The organism is Peribacillus sp. ACCC06369, from assembly GCF_030348945.1.
Lineage (GTDB): Bacteria > Bacillota > Bacilli > Bacillales > DSM-1321 > Peribacillus.
Genome location: NZ_JAUCEN010000002.1, coordinates 332,524 through 357,081, shown reverse-complemented (window position 1 = coordinate 357,081; position 24,558 = coordinate 332,524). Strand labels below are relative to the sequence as shown.

Here is a 24,558-nt window from a genome sequence, read left to right as displayed (position 1 = left end):
ATAGGGTGATGAAAATGTGGAAAACGATTGTTTCCTACCTTCCAGAATGGCAGGTTTTTATACAAGCTTTTATAGTGTTTTTTATTCCGTTTTTGATTGCCAAATTATTTTATAGGCTTCGTAACTCAAAGGATGAGTGATGAAAATGAAAGAGTGGATATCAAAGATTAGTAAAAAAGGGAAAGTTACCGATAAAGACAATCAAGAAGCAAATACCTCCCAAGATTCAACTGGTCAGTTTACTGATAATTTTAATTTAAATCTAGAAATGGTTAGGCAAGAAATTGGCCATAATTGGGATGTGCATTTTCGAGAATTTAATATAGGGCGAACCGATATTCGGTCAATTATCATTTTTGTGGATGGACTATCGGATAAAGACCTCATTGATAAACATATTATGCCATCATTGATGGTTGATTTTTCAGCAGAATATAAACAGAACCTTCCTTACACCAAAGGAAGCATTTCAAAAGAATTCATAAAAAATGAAGTGTTATCTATTAGTGGAATAGAAGAGGTTGGTTCCATTAAAGATTTAGCTTCAAAAGTATTAACAGGTTCTACCGCTCTTTTAATTGAGGGATCAGTGGATGCCCTAATCCTCGGAACGACAAAACTTAAAACAAGGACGATTGAAGAGCCGGTATCAGAGGCATTAGTCAGAGGTCCACGGGTCGGTTTCACTGAATCATTGAGTGATAATACATCTTTTTTAAGGGGTAGTGGTGAAATTGAGAATTTATCGTTAGTAAAATTCCAAGTAGGAAAGCGTTCAAAAAAGGACTTAGTTGTCGCTTACATAAAAGATATTGTTGATCCCGAATTAGTTCAAGAGGTAGAAAACCGAATTAAGAAAATTGATATTGATAGTGTGCCGGAATCAGGTTATGTAGAGCAACTTATTGAGGATAATTACCTTAGTCCTTTTCCGCAGGTACAGAATACAGAGCGTCCTGATCGAGTGATCGCTGCTTTGATGGAAGGTCGAGTGGCCATCTTATTGGATGGGACGCCATTCGCTTTGATCGTTCCGGTTACCTTAAGCATGATGTTGCAGTCACCGGAAGATTATTATGAAAGATGGATTCCTGGCACATTCATCCGTATGCTTCGTTACCTAGCAGCTATTCTGGCTCTTTTTACACCGTCTTTGTATATAGCTTTTATCTCATTTCATTCAGGGATGATTCCGACCAAACTGGCCATATCCATTATCGGAACCAGGTCCGGGGTTCCGTTTCCGGCACTAATCGAAGCATTATTCATGGAAATAGCCATCGAAATTTTGAGGGAAGCAGGACTGCGCTTACCTAAGCCAATCGGTCCGGCAATGGGAATTGTCGGCGGTTTAATCATTGGGGAAGCTGCTGTACAGGCAGGGATCGTTAGCCCTGTTTTGGTCATTGTAGTAGCGTTAACTGCTATTTCATCATTTTCAATTCCGCACTATAGTATTGGGATTACATTACGGATTCTTCGTTTTCCCGCAATGCTATGTGCTGCTACATTTGGATTATACGGGGTCATTCTCTTTTTTCTTTTAATGACCAGCCATTTAGTTAAATTAAAAAGCTTTGGTGTACCTTATATGAGTCCAGCCGTTCCTTATCGCTTAAGTGAATGGAAAGACCTGATGGTTCGCATGCCACTTATGATGATGAAACGCCGTCCAAAGATGATGCATACAAAAAACCCCATACGTAAAGGATAACTCATCGGTGAAAGGGTGGTTAAAGAATGATTCTCAATCCGAAAGATCAAATCACGACTCCTCAAACAGCTGTGATTATCAGCAGCTTTATACTTGGTACAGGATTACTCACCCTACCCCGATCATCTACGGAAAAGGTACATACACCAGATGTATGGATAAGCGTTATTATAGGCGGGTTCATCGCCATAATCGCAGGGGTGATCATGGTCAAATTAAGCCAACAGTTTCCCGATAAGACCTTTTATCAATACATAAATGAAATTGTAGGAAAATGGGTGGGGAGTTTACTCAGTTTAGTTATAATATGTTATTTTCTCACAACTTCCGGATTTCAGCTCCGTGCAATGGCTGAAGTTATAAAGTATTTACTTCTGGAGGGTACCCCTACATGGGCAATTACCATGATTTTCATGTGGGTGGGTCTTTATCTGATCCTGGGCGGCATTAACTCGATCGCCCGTCTTTTTGAAATTATATTACCTTTGACAGTTATCCTTTTTTTGGTAGTTGCCTTTATGAGCATCAAAATATTTGAGATCGATAATCTGCGTCCGGTATTAGGAGAAGGAATCATCCCTGTACTAAAAGGAGTAAAAACAACGGCTCTCGCTTTTTCAGGTCCTGAAATCATGTTACTGCTTCTTCCGTTTATGAATCAGCCAAAAAAAGCAGTAAAAGCCATGCTTGTTGGAGTTTCCATTCCATTAATTTTTTACGTGATAACGGTCGTCATGGTTGTCGGAGCATTATCTATTGATGGAGTGGTCATGAGAACATGGCCAACTCTTGATCTTATACGAAGTTTTGAAATCTCCGGTTTGATCTTTGAACGGTTTGAATCTTTATTGCTCGTGGTATGGATCATGCAAATATTTGCGACATTTACCATAACATTCTATGCAGCTGCTCTAGGACTGGCTCAACTTTCAAAAAAGAGCATTCACCCATTTATGTATGGCTTGCTTCCAATTCTCTACATCATTGCTATGATTCCGAAAAATATCAATGACCTATTTAAACAAGGAGATTTCGTCGGCAATATCGCATTGTTTTTATTTGGTTTACTCCCGCTTCTCCTGCTTATCATCTCAAGAATAAAGGGAGGAAAATATGAAACAATCACATAACAATATACGTCCCCTCTTCATTTCCCTCTCCGTTCTTTTGTTCTTAACCCTTACAGGATGCTGGAGCAGTCATGAAATTGAAGAGCAAAGTTTAGGTATAGGTTTGGCATTCGATAAAGGCAAGCAGTCCTCCATCGAGAAAAAGTTAAACGAACAAGGGGAGGGTTATTCAAAAAAGGACCTGATTACTGCAACCTATCAATTTATCACTCCACTAGTAGCAAGTTCAACAACGAAACAATCCGGACCACAACAAAAATCTTATGTTAATGTTTCTGAAACGGGAGATTCCCTCCATCAAATGGTTCGTGAATTATCATTGAGAAGTGAACAACCCGTAACCGCTCACCATATGAAAGTGGTTGTTATCGGTGAAGGTCTTGCAAGATCGTTTAGGTTGGAACAATTACTTGATCAAAATTTTCGAGAAAGCGAGCTTAGACCAAGCTGTCTTGTGCTCATCAGTAAAGGAAGAGCAAGCAAGACACTGGAAACAAAGAAAGCAGGAGAAATTCCAGCGTTCCGTCTGGCTGGCATTGTAGAAAATGCATATCGAACAACAAGGATTTTGCCTCCTATGTCGCATATTAAAGTAGAAAGCAAGATCAAATCAGGATCTAGTTTTCTGATGCAAAAAGTACTATCAGTGAACGGGCAAGTCAAATTTGCCGGAGCTGCCGTGATCGATGGAAAGACACACAAAATGACTGGTACTTTGAATGAGGAAGAACTGGAGGGCGTAACATGGATAACAGGTAAGGGAAAAGGCGGTGTAGTGAAAAGCTTTGATAAAGAAACCGGTCAGCTGATTGTGTATGAGATAGAGTCCATGAAAAGCAGTATCGTACCTAGAGTTAAAGGAGACAACATCTCTTTTGATGTAAACATTGAATCAGTGGGAAGACTGTCTGAAAACTGGGTAGTTTCAGGAGATTCTTTTAAAAATGAATTTCTAAAAAAAGCAGAAAAATCATCTGAAAAAGAAGTGAAACGCTTGGTGGGGAATGTATTAGAAAAAATGCAAAAAGAATACCAAGTGGACGTTGCTGGCTTCGGAAATCGATTGAGAATCGAGAACCCCAAAGTATGGAAGAAGGTCAAAAAAGATTGGGATCAAAGATTTAGTGAAACTACTATAAACTATGATGTAAACTTAACCATTAACGATTATGGAACATCAGGAGGATCAAAGGAGTGAACATTCAGGATAAAAAAACACAAATGAGCTTCTAGCATTAAATGTTGGGAATGAAACTTTTTCTTAAACATTTTAAAGTACCACGGGAAGCTATTAAACGGTGACCATGAAAATACAATAACGATAGCATGAAAAGGCCTCCCACAGTAAACTGTGGGAGGCCTATAACTTAAAAGTGAGTTATTTTCCACTCAAGGCTTTTTTCATAAAACCTTAACCGATGCACCAGGTGAAGACATCTTCTATTTATATACCACTCAAATAAAACATAGCATCATCTTGATATATTCAATTGAATCAATCAAACCCACAAATGCCCATACAATTGAATAATCTGTTGTGTGTTCACAAAAAAAATTTTCTTTTAATATATATTTCTAAATTCCACAACCGAAAGATTAGCTTAATTCCACTTTAGTAGTTTCACTTAAATAGACCCCATTTAATATCGAGTCTTCGTCTGCAACAACATATTCAATGACAGTCGGGCTTAATGTTCGAATATAAACAAAAGCTGAATCATCTACATGCTCAATTCGAAGTTTTTTCCTTTGTGCCTGCTTAATATCAAGCTGGTTGGTACTAGCTTCAGGCAGGCTTGTGTAATAAATTTCGAAATCTTCTTCTGACGCATCAATGAAAAGATGCCATATGTTATAGTCTTCTTCTTGATCAATCACTGTTTTTAATTTCCCTTTTCTCCCGATGCCAAGAAAATACTTGAACTTTGATTCACCATTCACCAAATCGCGGTCAATAACTTTTATACTTCCGCCCTTTCTGCTTTGTACAAGTCCAAAGGCAACGCCTGTTTTTCCTGTAGGGGCTGTTAAAATATCTCGGTTAACCACTCTATTTCTCTCTTCTTGCTTTAAATAAGCACCTTCTGTCCCCAGTGGTGGGAAAATCTCAAAAAGATTATCAGACATTTCTCCCCAGTTTTGAGTATTCTGTACTTCCCTTTCAATCCATTTATTAAATAGATTCATAACGATCGGGGATTTACTTGAATTACCCGCAAGCAGTATATTTACTTTACTAATTTTGCTCGGTTCTGACCCGGTAAAGGCGCGCCTTAATGACTCAAAGAAATTTTTAATGCCTTTTTCAATTCTTTCCTCAATCAGTTGTTCCATTTCATCTTGATCGATCAAAAGTTCCACATTGAGTTTTGCGTGGCCGGCTTTGTCAAACAAGTCTGCTCGGATCATGCCTTTTCCAAACTGTTCTTCATACCGTTCATGTCTTTCCCAAAGCGGCCTTAATTTTTCTACCAATTGTTTCGTATTTAAATAGGATTCTTGTGACTCATTAATCAGCATTTCACTTCCAGGAAATTTCACACATTCTGCTGGGAGAGTAAAAGGAATATTTAACTCACGCATTGTTCTTTGATTGTTTTTAAACACTTGGAACGCCAAAAGCTCTAGCAGGTTCTCTCCACCTAAATAACGGTCCCCGCCAGCTGCAAAATGCTCAATGACATAATCATATCTGCTTTCTCTCAAGCCCGCTTCACGCCAAATACCAAAATCAAAATCTGTCGTTCCTCCACCAAAATCAAACACACCGTAGTACGTTTTTTCATCCTCTTCCGGTTCAAACCCGTATTCCTGTAAGGCACAAACGGCATAGGCAGCAGGTTCACTCGCACCAGCTGTGACACGAAACTTTTTCATTAATTCTTCATCCTGCTGTATCGGCATAGGAAGCGTCTTTTTTAACCCACGCTCAAAACACTTTAGAATTTTTTCTCTTACCTCTTTTTCATACGTCACCGGGAAAGATAAGGTGTAGTCCAGGTAAATTCCATTGTTCTGGTTATTGATATACAAACCGAGGTAGTAGGCGTATAACTCTATTGGGTTGATTTCCTGATCGGTTAAATCCAGAAATGAACGCAGTACAACGGCATATCCCCTCTTATCTTTTAATCGGAGTTCGTTTTTCTTTTCTCCAGCCCACTGCTTTAGATTATTCAATATGGAATAATAATGGTCACTCTTTCCATTCATCAAGTTGTTTAGAGCATTGTGGGAAACCGTCACATCCTGCCACCTTGTATCTGGTCTTCCTTCTTTTTCTTGATAAAGCTCCAGAAAATGTTCTAAATCAATAAATTCAATCACGGTTGGATTTTCATAATGCCAGTCTTGTACTTCCGTGTTAAGGTAGCCAACCCCAATACGCATGGGAAGAGTAAAATCACTTTCCTCTTGATGAACGACCACTGTACTTTTCGTTCCAAAATCAATGCCAACTATGCCGTCCTCCCTAATATCCATTTTAGGGTTTCTGGCCATTATTTCTTCGTTCAGTTTTATCGTTAAAAGTTTTTCATCAGAGTGGACAGGCCATAAATCCCAATGTCCTCTGTTTGGATCCATTAACATCTTTTCATCATATGTATCAATATCGGCTCTTACTTTTTCAGAGTTTAAAAGCTTCTCATAAAAAGTCTTGGAATCGATAGCGATTGATGGCAATTCTTTTAGAAAACTTTCATGATCTGAACCCTTTAATTGATACAATGCCAGCAAATAATCATACTCCTTCTGGCGTTCTGCGCTTAATCCACTTGGTACTAATCGGTTTTCCAGCCAGAGATGGAGAGCCATTTGATCATTGATTTCAAAGGCATTTTCCCCATTTAAACGGAAAACAGGAACGAAAAATCCTTTTCCTAGCAAATTAGTTTTTTGATTTACTACATCGAAACTTTGAATGTCGTACCCGTTGAATTTAAACGCTATTGATTTAGAAGAGTTAGCCGTTTGATTGGCAAATATCCTTGAAATGGAAGGATTTTTACTCGTGGAGTAATCATCTAAAGCTATTATTTTCTTATATACAGGGTGATCAGTTGTATTGAAACTTTTGGCAGCTTCTTCCCGTGTCATGGCATCACCTATATAACCGGAAACGTCCAGATGCTTTTTGTAGTCAAAATCTTCGTCCACTAATTCATAGTATTTTCTATAAGGAAATAAAGCTGCAATGTTGTGATCATAAATAACATTTCCGTTATTCATGTAAACCCATCTGGAACGGAGCATCTTTTTAATTTCTTGAAAGAAGCTCGCTTCCTCCTTTAAAAAAGTTTCTTCTGCACTCTGATATAAATGGCTGATTAAAGATCTCACTTCTTTATAAGTCATTGAAATGGCAGAGACTGGAACGGTTTGGGAATCAGGTGAGAATAGAACCTGCTCTTCGTTCTTATTCATTAAATAAATAGAACTGTCTATATTATTTTTTTCAGCTAAACTTGTTACGTTCTCAAGGGGCTCTTTATCTTCTATCGTTTCTTGCTTTTCAACTTCCTTTAATAATTCTCCTGAAAGAGCTTCACCAGAATCCAAATAACATATCAGATCACCAATCTTGACTATAGTGTCCTCTGCTACATGCAATTCTTTAAGGGTACCTTCTTTTTCTGAAAAGAGGTCAAATTCGATGCCCTCACAGCTGAATTTGGCTAAGCTTTCGCCCACCGTAATATAATCTCCTGGCTGTTTATACCATTGCATAAGAAGGATTTTTTCAATCCCTTCTTCAATCTCTGGGATAATAATCGATGTCATTGTTATTTCTCCTTTATTATCATTCTCTTTTTCGCTGCTAGATTCTCACAACGGATTTTTTAATGGTTTTACCATTAATGCTTATATATCCTGGCAGCAGGATGTCCGTAATGTTCCCGGATATTTTGCTATTGAGGGCTCTTATGTACAAGTCTTCTCTGAAGACCTCATTCATTTTCACTTGCTGTATTTTATATAAAGGGGTATCGTATGTTTTACTGTACTCTTGAAAGAAATACAGAAAAAGGGCGAGCAAAATCTCTCTTTCCTGCTCTCGTCCTTCCATAATCTCGTTTTTAATAAAATCCCACAAAGATGAAATGTTCTCATATTGCACACCACAGACAATAAACTCCTGAACCGAACTGCCCTTGAAGATTCCTTTTAAGGAACTTTTAGTAGTTTCGGATAATCGTTGAATAGCGTCGTAAAGTTCTTCTGCTTCCCGATAGTCTGCTCTTCTCTTTTGCAATTCATTAAAATAGGATTCCATTTTCTCATTTAGATGGTGGATCATTTTTTGGTACTCAATAATTTCCTCTTTTTTCGACTCAATCTCTTGTTGGAGTTTTGCAATTTCTTTATCTTTTTCTCTCAGTAGCTCCTTAGGTTCCCCCATTTGACTCAAAGAGCCCGCTTCTGCTATTTCTTTTATCTTTTCAATGACCCTTTCGTCTTGAAGGGAAACCATTAATGCCCCAATAAAACCATCATCTAATTCTTTATTCATCTTTACACTCCTTTCAAAGTGTTAACCAACCCTGAATAGCTACAGAAGCTTGTTTTGCTGTTTTTGGGTGTCCAAATTTACCTTCTCTGCATATAGTCCACCTGTGCTTTCAGATAAACATTTTCTTCTTTAACACTAGTAAATTTCTTATGGTTCCAAATACAACGCTGGCCTTCTATGGCTCATTATTTGGGAATTTCTTTACTTAATTCCTATTTGCGCATCACTTTTAGCAACTTTCCGCTTTAATTCTTCTGTATATGAGGCTTACCCTTTTTTGCCATAGAAAAATCCCCTCCCAGTTAGACTGTTAGGAGAATGCAACCATAACTTATATTCTAAGAAAGCAGTAGTGAGATCACTTATTTCCATCAAAAATACGTATATAACGTATTAAAGATGTATTGATAATATGATGCTTACTTTCACTTTTTACAATAAAATACTCACAGTGTTCCATCCTTTTTAAGACTTCTTGTAAAACATCCTCTTTTTTAATACTCAAACCTTTTTTTATTTTCTCCCACTTAACATCAGCGTCAAGAGTATAACAAACATAGAATTCCTTTAACAGGTTAATCTTCCCCTTAAATGCTTTGGTTTCTTTAATTTTTTTATTTTGATAAAAATCTGATACAAAAAAATAAAAAGCTATATTGTTAAAGCTAAAGACAAATTACTATAACTTTATTTAGTCACCCATCTGTTGTATACAAAAATATTTGTTTATATCTAATCCGAAATTCATTAATTAGCAGGATTAAATCATGTACATCCTATTTAATTTTTCCTCACTTCGATATACTAACTCATATGCACTACTTAATAACATTCGGTATGATCATGTTGTTTTAAGTGGGTTAGAATAACTAGGGTTAAACCTCCTGCCCATGTCGCCCATTCATCTTTAAATAAAAAAGAAAGTAATAAGATAAAAAAAGACTATATATCAATATTCCGTAAGAGTTCGACTAGATTAATTTAAATGCGATATGATTAAGAAGAGGACAAACGCGAACAAAAAAAGCCCTTCTCGTTTGAGATGGCCTCTAGTTATGCTGTTCATTTAATTCATTTCGATAGCCAATAACGACAACAACAAGCTCTTTCTAATAAGTGGGAGATATTATCCGAGCTATTGCTAGTAATGCTTTAAATTATTTAAGAGAATCGGCTGGTGACAATACGTTATAAGTTGCAGTATTGATCAACTAACTATTGGGTAATTGAAAAAAATGAAGGATTTCTGAAAAAAATATGATTTTAGCTATACATTTTATGAGCAATCGCTTACCTTTTAAAACGCATTGCTTGATGCTAGTGGGTTCTTGATTGTTCGCATACATCGGTATAGGAACGACCATGTTTGTATGGGAGCTTAAACAAATTATCCATAACAGCAGTAACACAATCTTCGCAATAATAATTGACGAACTCTCTACCTTGTTCAAAAAGTGGTGTCATCGTATCCATGTCAGCCCATTTAAAACAGTAAATACACATTTGCCTCATGATATATCACTCCTTTTTTATCCAAAAATAATTAGTAATAATCAAAAGAAGAATATGTGCTACCTGTCGACATTATTCGATACTCTTTCGTAAAGAACCTCTACCATCAAAGGAAGCAGGGGCAACTACTACAAACCGATACCATTTATATACCACTTAACCTGAGTATTAAACCTCCCCCAAAAACATTATTCGTTGCCCGTCAATTTTTTCACCAAGGTTTTTTTTCTTTTAGTAGATTTTCTCCCAGGTCAAATTTTTGTTTACTCCGTTTGCTGATTGGAAATAACATAATAAATCTTTTAACTATAATTAAATCTTTTAATTATAATCAGAGTAGGAGTGATATTTGTGACAAGACATTCCAACAAAATCAAACATAAAGCAAAAACTACTTGGAATAAAGTAAAAACTAATATTAAGGAAACATTATTTAATATCGCAGACATTCCATCAACATCTGTACAACAATTGGCTGATTTTATACAACATCACCCTGATACAAAAGTCACCAAGAAACAAATGCTTGGAATATACTATGCCTTCTATAGTTTAGAAACAGAAGAGTATCATTATTATTTAGAAACCAACAAATCCAAAATTTTGCAATTGGATGGAGATTATCAGGATAAAAAAATGGTATCTTATCGATCATATAGGGATTATTATCAATTAAATACACCAATTAAAATGCCATGACTAAAATTTCCAGCCTCTTTAATTAGAGTCTACAGTTTTTAAAAGCTTGTACAATTTGAACGTTGATCTACTCTCAAGAAACTCGCCTTCTGCGGGAGGTCCGCCCTCGGCGCCCTTGCGCCTGCGGGGTCTCCCCTGGACACGCTTTTTCCGTAGGAGTCTCGTACACCCGCTCCAATCAAATTTGTTTTAAAATTAGATAGATGAACTGCACCCCAATTCTTAGACAACATCTAACAATTGGAGGTGTATTTTTTTGACTAAATATACGATAGACGAAAAATCAAATGCAGTTTTAGAGTACTTAGAAGGGAAAAAATCGATAAATCCATTGCTCAAGAAAGAAATGTAGGTTTATCCCCTCTGAAAAGATGGGTCTCTCGCTATCTAAAACATGGGATGGAAGGACTTGTTCCATCCTATACAAATTACACTCTGCCCTTTAAACTAGAGGTACTTAAATATATGAACGAATATGGGGCATCGATCAACGAGACCGCTGTACACTATAACCTTCCTTCCGATTCTACACTTTTGAATTGGGTAAATCAGTTTAAGGAAGGAGGTATAGACGCCCTAAAACCAATGAAAAAGGGGCGTCTATCCATGAAAAAAGAAACTAATAAAAAATCGCAAGCTAATGGCTCTCAAGAAGCACTTCTTGCCGAATTAGAATACTTACGTGCAGAGAATGCCTATCTAAAAAAGTTGAATGCCTTAGTTCAAGAAAAGGAAGCCTTACAAAGAAAGAAAAAGCGAAAGTAGTCCATGAACTAAGGAAACAATTTGATTTAAAACTGCTTCTATCCATTTCTAAAATGGCACGGAGTACGACTATTATTGGGTAAACGCCTTCGGGCGTGAGGATAAATACACAGAAATTAAATCCCTTATCAAAGAGATTTTCCATACGCATAAAGGGCGTTATGGGTATCGGCGTATTACCCTAGAATTACGTAACCGAGGTGCTCGCATCAATCATAAAACAGTTCTCCGATTGATGAATGAACTAGGATTAAAGTCATTGATTCGCATGAAGAAATACCGTTCGTACAAAGGGAACATCGGTAAGATTGCGCCCAACATTCTAGCACGTGATTTCAAGGCGGCAAGGTCCATTGAAAAATGGGTGGCAGATGTCACGGAATTCCATCTAGCTGGGGAGAAACTATACTTATCAGCCATTCTTGACCTGTTTAATGGAGAAATCATCGCCTATAATATCGAATCTCGGCCTGTTTATCCGCTCGTTTCCAAAATGCTGGATAAAGCCTTTGATCGCTTGGAATGAAAGATTCACCCATTCTCCATTCAGATCAGGGCTGGCATTATCAGATGAAACAATCTCGCATGATTTGAAAAAACATAACATTACACAAAGCATGTCCCGCAAAGGAAATTGTCTCGATAATGCGGTCATTGAAAACTTCTTTGGCTTATTAAAATCCGAATTACTCTATCTTCAAGAATTTGAAAGCATGGAGCATTTCAAACAAGAACTAGGAGATTATATCCATTACTACAATCATCAACGAATCAAGGTAAAATTAAAAGGCATGAGCCCGGTAGATTACCGGGTTCATGCCCTCAAGGCTGCCTAAGTAAATAAAGTGTCAAACTTTTTGGGTTCACTTCAAAAGCAGCTCTCTTTTTGAAGTAAGGTACCTGTCTCAAATTCATGAACGATTATTGTAAATGACTGTTTCTTTTTATCACTGCCAGTTTGTGTGAAAGGATCCTGCTATATCACGTCGTTCATAGGTATGTGCACCAAAATAATCACGTTGTGCTTGCAAAAGGTTTGCATTAGAGATGCCTGTTCGATAACTATCGTAATAAGTGAGGGAAGCGCCTAAACATGGAAACGAGATACCAGAATTTATTCCCTCACAGACAACCTTTCGCAATCCTACCTGGTAACCTGTAACCTTTTCAGCAAAATATGGTGAGATTAATAAATTGGCCAGATTCGGCTGCTCTTGATAGGCTTCGCTAATGACATTTAAAAATTCTGCACGAATGATGCAACCACCACGGAAAATCAGCGCAATATCCTTTAAAGGCAAATTCCAGCCGTAAAGTTCAGAAGTCATCTTATATTGAGTAAAACCTTGCGCGTACGCACAAACTTTTCCCATATATAATGCTTTTCTAATATAGTCAATCCACTCATTTTTATCTAATTTTTGCTGATCGTTCTCAGGGCCAGTTAGAATATTTTCTGCATTGACCCTTTCCTCTTTTAAAGCAGAAATGTAACGAGCAAACAAAGACTCTGTAATAATCGATGCCGGGATTCCGTTATCAATAGCTTGCATGCTGGTCCATTTACCTGTGCCTTTTTGTCCTGCTTTATCAAGAATCACATCGATCAAGGGTGAACCCGTTACTTCATCTTTTTTCCTTAAAATTTCGGCTGTGATTTCAATTAAATAACTTTTCAGTTCGCCTTGATTCCATGTTTCAAAGATGTCAGCTATTTCATTAACTTCCAAATGTAACTTTTCTCTTAAAAACGTATAGGCTTCGGCGATTAATTGCATATCTGCATACTCAATCCCGTTATGGACCATTTTCACAAAATGACCCGCTCCTTTTGGGCCGATATAGGTACAGCAAGGGTCATCATTTACTTTGGCTGCGATTTTTGTCAGAATCGGAGCTACTTTTTCATAGGCATCTTTATCTCCACCTGGCATGATTGAAGGTCCTTTTAACGCTCCGACTTCTCCACCAGAAATACCGATGCCTAAGTAACTGATTCCTTTAGATTTCAATTCATCATATCTGCGTTCAGTATCTTCGTAATGGGAGTTGCCCCCGTCCATGATAATATCGCCTGATTCAAGATGTGGAAGTAATGAATTGATCACCGAGTCTATCGCCTTACCCGCCGTCACCATTAGAAAAATCTTTCTTGGAGTTTCCAGTGACTGAACAAAGTCTTGGATTTCGTAATACGGATGGAGCGACTGACTGTCCAAGTTAGCAACAAGCTGATCCGTTAAATCTCTTGTGTAGTTATAGACAGCTACTCGTTCACCTTTACTAGCCATATTTAAAGCGATATTACTGCCCATTACCCCTAAACCAATGACACCAATTGTATTGAACATTTATTTCTGCTCCTTTTATGTAAGAATAATAGGCAGTAAATCCCTGCCATAAGTGAGGGATTTACTGCCGGGAAAAGCTTATACAAATAAGCTTAGTAATAGAATAAATCCTAATCCAGCTACTGAAATAATCGTCTCAAGCAAGGTCCATGTTGCAAATGTTTCTTTCATGCTTAAACCAAAATACTCTTTAAACATCCAGAAACCAGCATCGTTAACGTGTGAAGCGATTAAACTTCCCGCTCCTGTAGCAAGTACAACTAGAGCAAGGTTAACGTCCGACTGACCTAACATTGGAATAACTAAACCAGCTGTCGTTAAGGCAGCAACGGTAGCAGATCCTAAGGAAATACGCAGGATTGCCGCGATGATCCAGGCAAGCAAGATTGGTGATAATGATGTTCCTTTGAATAATTCAGCTACATAGTCACCTACACCGCCGTCGATCAATACTTGCTTGAAGGCACCGCCCCCCCCTATGATTAAGAGCATCATTCCGATATGCAAGATTGCAGATGTACAAGATTCCATAATATCCTTCATTGGAATCTTTCTTGCTAATCCCATTGAATAGACCGCAAATAATAAGGAAAGCAACATGGAAGTACCGGCTTCGCCGATAAAACGGATAGCCGCTAGTAAACCATTATCTTCAAATCCGATTGTTTTTTGCATCAAAGTGATAATCGTAGCAATTGACATTAATATAACCGGAAGTAAAGCGGTAAATACACTAATCCCAAATCCAGGTGTGTCTTCAAGTTTAAAAGATTTTTGTTCTCCTAAAGAGGCAATGCTGCCTGTTTTCGTAAATGATGCAGGTACTAATCTTTTAGCTATCTTCGTAAATACTGGTCCAGCTAAAATAACTGTTGGAACTGCAATAATGAAGCCGTAAAGTAAAACCTGACCAAGGTCTGCACCATATTCACCAGCGATAACGGTTGGTCCTGGGTGTGGCGGTAAGAAACCGTGTGTTACGGATAATGATGCTACCATTGGAATACCAAGATACAATATCGAAACTTTTAATTCTCTTGAAATGGCAAATACGATTGGAATTAATAATACTAATCCCACTTCAAAAAATAATGCGACACCGATAATAAATGATGCTGCTACGACTGCCCATTGAATATTCTTTTCACCAAATTTTTTAACAAGGGTCATGGCAATGCGCTGCGCGCCGCCTGAATCTGCGATTAACTTACCCAACATCGCTCCAAGTCCAAAGATTAACGCTAAGTGACCAAGTGTTCCGCCTAATCCAGCCTCAATGGTTTTGACAATTCCATCAAGTGGCATCCCAAGTGCTAAAGCCACTCCAAACGAAACAATGATCAAGGAAATAAAGGTGTTTAATTTTAAGCCCATTATTAAAATTAATAAAGCGACAATTCCTAAAGCGACAATAACTAATGGCATTGTAATTCCTCCATGTCTTTACTTTGCAGCATTTATTAAGTTTCTTTGATAATTCGCAATCTGTGTATATTCATTTTCCAATACCCTTGATAGGTTAATAAAAATCGGCAGTAGTTGCCTATATTCTTTTACAGAATCATCTTTCGGTGTGTGCTTGTGGGTATTGCCTATCATTTCAGAAACTACTTCGAAGGACTCAATTTCCCCAGTGGCATATAACCCCAATATACAAGCACCCAGGCACGAACTTTCGTAGCTTTCCGGAACCACGACTTCCGATTCGAAGATATCGGACATCATTTGCCGCCAAACAGCCGACCTTGCGAAGCCTCCCGTAGCTTGAATTCGGGTCACGGGACCGTCCATACATTCTGTTAAGGCTAAAAATACTGTATATAAATTGTAAATGACTCCTTCTAGAGCCGCTCGAATCATATGTTCTTTCTTATGTGACAGTGTTAATCCGAAAAATGAACCCCGTACGTCCGGATTCCATAATGGTGCACGTTCACCTGCAAGATATGGATGGAATAACAATCCGTCAGCGCCTGGTCTTACACGTTCGGCAATCTTGGTTAAGACTTCATAAGCGTCGATTCCGAGCCTTTTAGCTGTTTCTACCTCGGAAGAAGCAAATTCATCGCGAATCCAGCGAAGGACCATCCCGCCATTGTTTACCGGCCCGCCAATCACCCAATGCTTTTCCGTTAAGGCATAGCAAAAGATTCTTCCCTTTTCGTCTGTTTTCGGCTCGTCAATAATCGTCCGAATCGCACCGCTTGTCCCAATCGTGACAGCAATTTCCCCTTTACGGATAGCGTTTACACCTAGATTTGAAAGGACACCATCACTTGCCCCAATAACAAAAGAGGTTTGTGGATCAATCCCAATCTGTTTGGCTAAATCCGGGTCACAGTTGTTAAAGATCTTTGTTGTTGGTACGAGTTCAGATAATTGACCACGCGTTATTCCAGCAATTCTTAAGGCTTCCTCATCCCAATCCAAGTTTTTGAGATTCAACATGCCCATGGATGAAGCAAGGGAATAATCGACAACATATTGATCAAAGAACTTTTTAAAGATATATTCTTTAATCCCAATATACTTTTTAACATTGGTTGCGATCTCTGGGTGATCATTCACAATCCAGGTGATTTTGGATAATGGAGACATCGGGTGTATCGGTGTTCCGGTTCGTTTGTAAACTTCATGCCCATCTAATTCATCTTTAATTTTATGGGCCCAAGCTTCACTGCGATTATCTGCCCAAGTGATACAACGGGTTAGCGGCTGGTCATTTTCATCCATAGCTATAACACTATGCATCGCACTGCTAAATGAAATAAATGATATCTTTTTATCTGGATGCTGTTTCGTTATATTTGAAAAGGCTTTCAGAACGGCCTGGAAAATCTCCTCAGGGTCTTGTTCCGCTGTTGTCATATCCGGTGTGTAAAGAGGATAACCAACATTCTCTTGCTGAATGACATCGCCTTTTTTCGTAAATAATACAGCTTTTGTACTTGTTGTACCGATGTCTACACCTAACATATAGCTAGTCATTTTCTTGTTCGACTCCTTTTGAAAGCATCTGTTGGGCCATCCATAAGTCTTCAACTTCCCCTTGAACATCATCAAAGTTTACATGTAACGACTTAATCATGAGTTCTCGATCTTTTGTTCTGATCGCATCAATATAAAGTTGATGATTATTAATGATCCGTGTAAAGTCTTCATACTTTTCTTTAAAACGACAACGCATGGATAGAAGAATCAAACTTTCCATCACAGGTTTTAAATTATCCCAAATCATCAGGATATAGGAATGATTGATGGACCGAATGATCGTTTCGTGGAATAGGACATCCTGATAGGAAAACTCATCAGCATCTCTGTATTTTATGGAAATTTTCATCATTTCCAGGATTTTACTAAGCTCCATTACTAATTCATTCGTGTCCACCCTTACTAGACGTTCAAATACAAACGTCTCGATGAGTATCCGTACATCATATATTTCTGCATATTTTTTTTCTGTTAAACCAATGACAACCGCACCCATTCTTTCTAATCGGATGATATTTTCAGATGCCAGTATTTTTAACGCTTCACGAACTGGTGAGCGGCTAACACCAAAATCGGCAGCTAATTTATTTTCAGATAAGATGGTACCGCTTTCAATCATCCCCGAAATAATACGCATTCTAAGCTCGGATGTTACACGATCACCAGCTGAAGCTTTTGAAAGCCATTTTACAGGATAAAGAAATTCCTTTGATTCAGCCATAAATTCACCTTCTTATAGAGTTCAAGTACACTTGTATACAAGTATTATAATAAAAATAAATAATAATGCAAGTTTTTTGAATTCACTGGGTTCTCGTTAATATAAGTCAAAGTTTGTTGGGAGTTTAGAAGGTTCTGGTGCAAAAACAATGAAATAGAAACATAGAATGGTAATATTGTGATAACTTTGGGAGTAATCAGCTACTCGGAACAACTTACGAATGAATTCAACCTCATTTTGGGCAGACTTTGCCAGTTGATGAGGTTAGTACCTATTAGAGATTGCACGTTACTGGTCGGCTAGCATAGGTTGCTACTCGCGGGGATCAACCTGCCTTCCTAAATTTACTTAGATAGCCCTCATTCACCTATAAAAAAAGATATCATTGATGAACCTGCTTGGGTTTGGCTTCGCCACGAGACATATATCCCTGGCCTTGAGACCTCCCTTTGTCTTCGGCCTTAGCCTTGTTCTCTTTGACTTGCTTGTAGGTCTTGTTGTAATGTCCGAGCGAGCACAGGTCGCTACTCGCAGCGATTTAGCTGCCTTCAGTACTATCGTAGGGTGTCCCTCATTCACCCCTTTATATTTCTTTAGTCCTGAAAGGTGTGTTCTTCTCAAACACATACGCTTTCATTCAAAAGTACACATACAATCTAATTGACTTTTCCATGTTCCCCCTTTTAAAGGAAACTTTACCTAGTTTTAAGGGTTACAATAGAATACAAATTATGTATCCTCACGTAACCCTTCTTGTAAAACAATTTTGTGCTGAAGTAAAATTTCAACTTTTTGATAATATATTTATTGATTAAAATTCCTTTATGAGCCCTACCTCTTTTATTAATAGTTGTGTAATTCACATCCATGTCCTTGTTTTTAAAAGAACCTTGATCAAAGTAATGCTAATAACCTTGATAAATGAACAAAAGAAAGAGCCTGTTTTGAAAATAAGATTTAATCAAAACAGGCTCTTAATATATTCAATTGAACCAATCACACTCACAAATACCCATACAATTGTAGGAAAGACTGCTCATCTAATCTAGTTATTTTATTCATGTGTATCGCCTTTTTTGGAAACGGTTTCACTTCAATCACCTGGGTGTTTGTTTCATTGCTTGCCCCAAAACGGCTGATTGGAATTGCTGGAGGTACATTCAATTTTATTGGTGGTACAGCATCAATTATTATACCGATTGTGATTGGCTTCCTGGCCAAGGGCGGTGATTTTGCTCCTGCACTTACCTTTATTACTTGTATAACCTTCGCAGGAGCACTGTCCTACATTTTCTTGGTCGGTAAAATCGAAAGGGTTCAGGCTTTTAGAAGCTTCTAATTTTGTCGATATCTACTCAGAATTTGTAGATATTTCTCGGGAAATTGTTGAAATTTGAAAATAGTGATTCTGAATAGTTGGAACAAAGGAATTTCTACTTTTGATTTGATTGCCTTAGGTTTAAATTGTTATTAACGTAAATTAACACCTCAATATCGTAAAAGAGACTAAAAGAAAGGTAATGAAACCTTTTTCTTATTGAAGTAATGTTTCGTAATGGGTTTTTTATTGTTCAGTTTTAAGCTGTGACATATCGTTTGTCAGTTGGATGTTCATTTGACGCGTAGCTGCGAGTACATTTGTTAAAAAATTAAGCTCTCTTTTAATTGAATGAGAACATGGGTTAAATTGTCATATATATCGGGTATCGCTATCTCTGTTTCATTGGTTCCTTTTAATCTTTCTTTTTCTTGAAACAAGAGTCCTTAGCTCTATCGTTTAGGGGGTTGCCCGTATCGTGTAACGCTTTAATCGTTTCGATGTCGGATTGAACGAAGGTATGATTATTTCCATTTATTGACAACAACTTTCCGTTTCGCTCTAAGTTTTAAACATACTTTCGAACATTGATTTTGCATCTCCACTTCTTTTGCCACTTCCTTGGAAGAGGATGCTCATTCATTCGGATGTATATCCTGTTGCATATCGGACTTCCCTTTCTATTAAAGATGAAGGTCTGTGGATTTATTTTCATGTTATATCGCCCAGCGATACGAAACACAAAAAAGAACCGATAATCCCCTTTCTTGAGGAACACTATTAAGGACGTGGATCTTGCTGGAGCTGGGAAACCGTTGTTTTAAGCTGAGACATATCGTTTGTCAGTGGACGTTCATTTCAAGCGTAGCTGCGAGTTTATTGGTTAAAACAATTAAAATCTCTTTTATTTGTTTGGAATTATGGGTTAAGCGTCATATATATCGGGTATCGCTATTCATTAGATTCATCTAATCTATCTTTTTGTAGATACACAAGGTCTTTAGCTGTACCCTCTAGGGACTTGTCCGTATCGCATAACGCTATGTGTGCTTCGATGTCAGATTGAATAATGATAGGCAACCACCATCTTAAAAACTCATATCCGCTTCGTTCTCAGTTTTGACCATACTTTTGAACAGTGGGTGTTGCATCCCCACTTCCTTAGAAAAGAATACTTGTTCATTCGGATGTATATCATGTTTGCATATCGAACGCCGCTTTTCTATTAAACTTAAAGGTTTTGAATTTATTTGCAAGTTATATCGCTCAGCGATATGAAACACAAAAAAAGAGCCGATCAATCCCTGTCTGGAGCAACTCTAGTGAGGATGACTCTTGTTTTTGAATACAAGTTCTCAACCGCCTCAACTCCCATTTTATCAAACTACCTTTTTTGCTTGCTTCAAATTGTGTATTTTGTTTTAGATGCATAGCGCTTAAACAAATCTCCAATGAATTTCAATTGAGCCTTCATTTGCCTTTGGTAGAACGTCTGATACAGTGATATCGCCGAGCTCTTACATAGCAGGCACCAAATCCTGTAAAGTTGAAATATTCTTTCTAAATTCTGTGTTTCCAGCTACGCGAATCATATATGGCACTATGATTTTTTAAAAGTTTTATGGATTCGCATCTCAATGCTTTTATCAATCATTATTTATTCAAAAAATATTTATCAAATGTTTCTACATCAATAATTTGCTTCCACAAATCAATACACAGCTAGGCAAAAAACCTTTACAGTCACCTTATTTTTTGAATATGGAGAAAAGCCCCCGCCATTTTTCGGAACGTTTTTGTATAGACTCTTCTAAACGTTTATTAAATTCATTTTGTGAACTCCATTCTTTTTTCTGTTCGTCCCGCATACTTTGTATTTCTTTTTGTAAGAGTTCACTTTTTTGTTTTTCTTGTTCCAGCAATGTTTCGTAATGGGTATTTTGTTGTTCAGTTAATTGTTCAATTTTAGCATTAGTTCTTTGCGCTGAATTTCCAATACTAGAACTTATAACATGATGATCTTGCTGGAGCCGGGAAACCTTTGTTTTAAGCTGTGACATATCGTTTGTCAGTTGGACATTCATTTCACGTGTGGCTGCGAGTTCATTGACTAAAAACATTAAGACCTCGTTTAATTGATTGGGGTCGTGGGGTAAATTTTCATATGTATCGGGTATCGCTATCTGTGTTTCATCGGATCCTTCTAATCTTTCTTTTTGTTGATATACAAGGTCTTTAGCTGTATCGTCTAGGGGCTTGTCCGTATCGCGTAGCGCTATAAGCGCTCCGATGTCAGATTGAACAAAGATACGTCGATCTCCATCTTTCAAAAACTCATATCCATTCCGCTCTAAAATTTGACCATACTTTCGAACAGTGGGAGTTGCAATCCCCACTTCTTCTGCCACTTCCTTGGAAGAGAAAGCTCTTTCATTCAATTGTATATCACGTCGCATATCGGACCTCTTTTCTATTACTAGTTGTATCTGTAGTCTACCTGACCTTAAATTTTCTGTCTAGATAAGTATAGCCTATCCAGAAGTCGTTAGGGATAGCGATAAGGTTTCCTTTTCCTTTCTTCTGTTTCCATATAGGATTAGATCATCTATTCGCTTACCTTTCTTCTCTTGCATAGCCTCTATCTATCCTTATCCATTGTGGATGTTACATCTGGTTGGGCCTGGCGCTTGGTCCCGTGCCTTTAGAAAACTGGCCAGCCTTATCCTTAAGATTCCCCCTTTTTTGTTGCAAATTACACACTCGCACAAATTTCGTATATTCACTTAAGATACATTGAACCCTCTTATATACTCACACATCCCTTTTAATTGAAGCAGGTGTAGGAGTAAAGGAGATTCAGCAGCGTTAACCTGACTGGAACTTTTGGACAATTGCAATCACTTTAGGTATTACGGCTTTTACAATGCTGACAATCGCTATAAGACTATGAATCACATTCCAACTGAAATGTAATCCATAGTTCCTTAAGTTAATGACATTGATTACCAAAGCGATTTTGCCTCGGAATCTACTCTTTTACTGTCAATTATATCTATGGGCTTTATTATTATAATTTCTCCTGAGAAAGAGCACTACCCGCTGTAAATTCTTCTAAAGCATGCATGGCAAACCTCGCGTTGGGATAAGTGATCGAGCCGCCACCAATCACACCAATTTTGAGGGTTTCCATGATTTCTTCGATGGTTACCCCGGCATTTAAGCAGCCATCCATGTGATAGCAAATGCATTCATCGCAGCGGCTGACTATTGATATGGCTAATCCCATAATGGTGTCCTTACCCTAACTGGCGTTTAAATACTTTACTGGCGAAGAAGTAAGCGATGACCATGATGCCGACGCACCAGGCAAGCGCGATCCAGATATCGTTGCCAACAGACCCTTCATACAAGAGGGCACGAATCGCATTCACGATTGAAGTCACGGGCTGGTTCTCAGCGAACGCACGGACAATTTTAGGCATGGTTTCGGTGGGGACAAAGGCCGAACTGATAAACGGCAGGAAAATCAGCGGGTACGAGTAGGCTGTTGCCCCTTCCATAGACCCCGCTGTCAATCCGGGAATGATCGCCAGCCATGTCAGCGCCAGCGTAAACAGCGCGAGTATCCCAGCTACCGCGAGCCAATCCAGGATACCAGCGCTGGAACGGAAGCCCATCAAGAGCGCGACGAGGATAACCACCACAACAGTAAGCGCATTGGAAACAAGCGAGGTCAACACGTGAGCCCACAATACCGACGAGCGCTTGATGGGCATGGTAATGAAACGCGCCATTAGCCCGCTCTTAACATCCGTAAACAACCGCACGGAAGTGTAAGCGACGCCGGATGCGATAGCCATCAGCAAGATTCCCGGCAATAAATAATTGACGTAGTTGTCCGTGCCTGTCTCTATGGCGCCGCCAAATACGTAGACAAACAGCAGCAGCATCATAATCGGCGTAATCGCCACCGTGATAATTGTATCCGGGCTGCGCATGATGTTGCGCATTAAACGTCCTAGTAATACCCCTGTTTTGCTTTTCATTTACATCTCCTCCTTTTTGCCGATGATCGCAAGGAAAATTTCCTCCAATGTCGGCTGCTTCTCGATGTACTCCACTTTCGCTGGCGGGAACATCTCCTTGAGTTCGGTAAGGGTCCCGGTCGAGATGATTTTTCCGCCATGCAGGATGGCGATACGATCCGCCAGTTGTTCGGCTTCCTCCAGGTACTGGGTCGTCAGCAAGATGGTTGTGCCTCCGTCGGCAAGCTCCTTGACGGTATCCCAGACTTCAATCCGCGCTTCGGGGTCAAGCCCTGTCGTCGGTTCGTCGAGAAAAATGACTGCTGGCGTCCCGATCAGACTCATGGCGATGTCAAGCCGGCGCTTCATCCCGCCGGAATATTTGTCCGCCCGGCGGTTGGCCGCATCGGTCAGGCTGAATTTTGCAAGCAGATCGTCGGCGACTTGAGCGGGATTGGAAACTCCCCGCAACTTGGCGATCATCATCAGGTTTTCCCGCCCGGTGAGCATGCCGTCTAAAGCTGCGAACTGCCCTGTCAGGCTGATGCTCTGGCGAACATGATCCGGTTGACGCTGGACGTCAAAGCCGCAAATACCTACTTCGCCGCCATCAGCCTTCATCAGCGTCGAGAGGATGTTGACCGTCGTCGTCTTGCCCGCTCCATTTGAGCCCAGCAGTGCGAAAATTTCGCCACGCCGCACCTCAAAATCCACCCCCTTTAAGACTTCCTTGTCTTTAAAGGATTTTTTTAACCCTTTTACAGAAATCGCTGCATTGCTCATACTTTTTTCCTCCTTATAAAATGCGCAGCAAGGTCGCTTGCGAGATCCGTAATTATCCGGTCAGCGCCTTGCGGAGCTAGATTGCCTATACTCATCTATTTAGTCTGACTGATAATCTGTATAACTTACTACTGAGTTAAAAATATAACTGAATAGCGAAGGTGGTAATTCACATTTATAACCAGCTATTCAGTCGGTATTATCTATTGAATTTATTTTTTCCCAAACGCTTCATGATACTCTGATTCAAATCTTCACGATACTTGGCGACATAGGTTTTAGCGTTTGCCACTAGTTCATCGGCAAAGGACGCCACGTCGTCCCCAGTGATTTCCAGCACTTGTCTGCCTTCCGCCGCACCGGCTTCGAACAACTCGATTAATTCATACTGCATGTGCAGCATATCCATCCCGCTGCCCGCTGAGAAATTCCACATGTAGTTTTGAATTTTCTTAAATACAAACTGGTAGTCCTCTGGCAGGGCTTCAACCCGTGCCATCATCATCTTGTATTCTTTTTTATCACCAATCATTTTTTTGAACATTTCCATCATGTTATTTTTCCTCCTTTTTATAAAGCTGAACAAGATACTCCAAAAATATCGTACGGAATATCTTATGAAGCTAGATTGACTTTAAGACGTTGATTTTTGATGATACAAAATCCCATTTTTTCCAAAACAATTCAAGTTCCTGACGGCCAGCCTCATTAAGTGAGTAAAACTTGCGGGGCGGCCCCATATCTGACGGTTTCTTTTCTATATTCACCAGTTTTTTCTTTTCTAATCGCACGAGGATGGTGTAGACCGTCCCTTCCACGACTTCAGTAAACCCAAGCTCGTTCAGGCGGCGAGTAATCTCGTAGCCATAGGTTTCATGGCGGCTGATGATTTCCAGCACGCAGCCTTCCAGCGAACCCTTCAGCATTTCAGTTAAATTTTCCATGTTCAGAACCTCTCCTATTTTGTCTGACTTATATTCAGTATAACTTAGTACCAAGGAAAGTTTTACTTAATAGCCTTTGGGAAATCACGCTAT

18 protein-coding genes and 1 pseudogene are annotated in these 24,558 nt (G+C 38.9%); 6 read left to right on the top strand and 13 right to left on the bottom strand.

Going from position 1 to position 24,558, the window contains the following annotated elements:
- Window positions 1–145 precede the first annotated feature (145 nt).
- From QUF78_RS02605 to QUF78_RS02595, 3 genes are read left to right on the top strand one after another with little or no spacing between them, the layout of a single operon-like run.
- The gene (locus tag QUF78_RS02605; RefSeq protein ID WP_370013673.1) at window positions 146–1,714 is read left to right on the top strand and encodes a spore germination protein; all 1,569 of its coding nucleotides are present in this window, start codon (window positions 146–148) and stop codon (window positions 1,712–1,714) included.
- A gap of 26 nt (window positions 1,715–1,740) precedes the next feature.
- Window positions 1,741–2,844, top strand: coding sequence for a spore germination protein (locus tag QUF78_RS02600; RefSeq protein ID WP_289323457.1), 1,104 nt, complete (start codon window positions 1,741–1,743; stop codon window positions 2,842–2,844).
- The gene (locus QUF78_RS02595) at window positions 2,828–4,042 is read left to right on the top strand and encodes a Ger(x)C family spore germination protein (protein WP_289323456.1); all 1,215 of its coding nucleotides are present in this window, start codon (window positions 2,828–2,830) and stop codon (window positions 4,040–4,042) included. The genes QUF78_RS02600 and QUF78_RS02595 overlap by 17 nt, the downstream gene beginning before the upstream one ends.
- 398 nt (window positions 4,043–4,440) lie before the next feature.
- Here QUF78_RS02595 and QUF78_RS02590 read toward each other — a convergent pair whose 3' ends face one another.
- The 3 genes from QUF78_RS02590 to QUF78_RS02580 all read right to left on the bottom strand — a co-directional run bounded on the left by QUF78_RS02590 (window position 4,441) and on the right by QUF78_RS02580 (window position 9,868).
- Window positions 4,441–7,626 (bottom strand): biotin/lipoyl-containing protein, encoded by a 3,186-nt coding sequence (locus tag QUF78_RS02590; protein WP_289323455.1) that lies wholly within the window; start codon window positions 7,624–7,626, stop codon window positions 4,441–4,443.
- Between the two features lie 37 nt (window positions 7,627–7,663).
- On the bottom strand, window positions 7,664–8,356 hold the full coding sequence (locus QUF78_RS02585) for a hypothetical protein (protein ID WP_289323454.1): 693 nt from the start codon (window positions 8,354–8,356) through the stop codon (window positions 7,664–7,666).
- 1,317 nt (window positions 8,357–9,673) lie between these two features.
- Entirely contained in the window at window positions 9,674–9,868 is a 195-nt protein-coding gene (locus QUF78_RS02580; protein ID WP_289323453.1) for a hypothetical protein, read from the bottom strand.
- A 351-nt stretch (window positions 9,869–10,219) separates the two neighbouring features.
- On the opposite strand from QUF78_RS02580, the gene QUF78_RS02575 reads away from it, so the two are divergent.
- Window positions 10,220–10,567 (top strand): hypothetical protein, encoded by a 348-nt coding sequence (locus QUF78_RS02575; RefSeq protein ID WP_289323452.1) that lies wholly within the window; start codon window positions 10,220–10,222, stop codon window positions 10,565–10,567.
- Window positions 10,568–10,823: 256 nt separating this feature from the next.
- A pseudogene (locus QUF78_RS02570) lies at window positions 10,824–12,168 on the top strand (IS3 family transposase).
- A 111-nt stretch (window positions 12,169–12,279) separates the two neighbouring features.
- On the opposite strand, the gene gnd reads toward QUF78_RS02570, so the two are convergent.
- The 4 genes from gnd to QUF78_RS02550 all read right to left on the bottom strand — a co-directional run bounded on the left by gnd (window position 12,280) and on the right by QUF78_RS02550 (window position 17,395).
- The gene (gene gnd, locus QUF78_RS02565) at window positions 12,280–13,683 is read right to left on the bottom strand and encodes a decarboxylating NADP(+)-dependent phosphogluconate dehydrogenase (protein ID WP_289323451.1); all 1,404 of its coding nucleotides are present in this window, start codon (window positions 13,681–13,683) and stop codon (window positions 12,280–12,282) included.
- Between the two features lie 78 nt (window positions 13,684–13,761).
- Entirely contained in the window at window positions 13,762–15,108 is a 1,347-nt protein-coding gene (locus QUF78_RS02560; RefSeq protein WP_289323450.1) for a GntP family permease, read from the bottom strand.
- Between the two features lie 18 nt (window positions 15,109–15,126).
- Window positions 15,127–16,671: a gluconokinase gene (gene gntK, locus QUF78_RS02555; RefSeq protein ID WP_289323449.1), complete on the bottom strand. Its 1,545-nt coding sequence runs from the start codon at window positions 16,669–16,671 to the stop codon at window positions 15,127–15,129.
- Window positions 16,664–17,395: a GntR family transcriptional regulator gene (locus tag QUF78_RS02550; RefSeq protein ID WP_289323448.1), complete on the bottom strand. Its 732-nt coding sequence runs from the start codon at window positions 17,393–17,395 to the stop codon at window positions 16,664–16,666. Before QUF78_RS02550 ends, gntK begins: the two co-directional genes overlap by 8 nt.
- 1,060 nt (window positions 17,396–18,455) lie before the next feature.
- On the opposite strand from QUF78_RS02550, the gene QUF78_RS02545 reads away from it, so the two are divergent.
- Window positions 18,456–18,734, top strand: a complete 279-nt coding sequence (locus QUF78_RS02545) for a hypothetical protein (protein ID WP_289323447.1) — start codon at window positions 18,456–18,458, stop codon at window positions 18,732–18,734.
- Between the two features lie 1,727 nt (window positions 18,735–20,461).
- On the opposite strand, the gene QUF78_RS02540 is transcribed toward QUF78_RS02545, so the two are convergent.
- The 6 genes from QUF78_RS02540 to QUF78_RS02515 all read right to left on the bottom strand — a co-directional run bounded on the left by QUF78_RS02540 (window position 20,462) and on the right by QUF78_RS02515 (window position 24,465).
- Window positions 20,462–21,151, bottom strand: a complete 690-nt coding sequence (locus QUF78_RS02540) for an SH3 domain-containing protein (RefSeq protein WP_289323446.1) — start codon at window positions 21,149–21,151, stop codon at window positions 20,462–20,464.
- Window positions 21,152–21,780: 629 nt separating this feature from the next.
- Entirely contained in the window at window positions 21,781–21,999 is a 219-nt protein-coding gene (locus tag QUF78_RS02535) for a carboxymuconolactone decarboxylase family protein (RefSeq protein ID WP_289323445.1), read from the bottom strand.
- Between the two features lie 10 nt (window positions 22,000–22,009).
- On the bottom strand, window positions 22,010–22,759 hold the full coding sequence (locus tag QUF78_RS02530; RefSeq protein ID WP_289323444.1) for an ABC transporter permease: 750 nt from the start codon (window positions 22,757–22,759) through the stop codon (window positions 22,010–22,012).
- Window positions 22,760–23,521, bottom strand: a complete 762-nt coding sequence (locus QUF78_RS02525) for an ABC transporter ATP-binding protein (RefSeq protein WP_289323443.1) — start codon at window positions 23,519–23,521, stop codon at window positions 22,760–22,762. It abuts the gene before it with no gap.
- 199 nt (window positions 23,522–23,720) lie between these two features.
- Window positions 23,721–24,074 (bottom strand): DUF1048 domain-containing protein, encoded by a 354-nt coding sequence (locus QUF78_RS02520; RefSeq protein ID WP_289323442.1) that lies wholly within the window; start codon window positions 24,072–24,074, stop codon window positions 23,721–23,723.
- A 70-nt stretch (window positions 24,075–24,144) separates the two neighbouring features.
- Complete coding sequence (locus QUF78_RS02515; protein WP_016131412.1) at window positions 24,145–24,465, bottom strand: PadR family transcriptional regulator; 321 nt, start codon at window positions 24,463–24,465, stop codon at window positions 24,145–24,147.
- Between the last annotated feature and the right edge of the window lie 93 nt (window positions 24,466–24,558).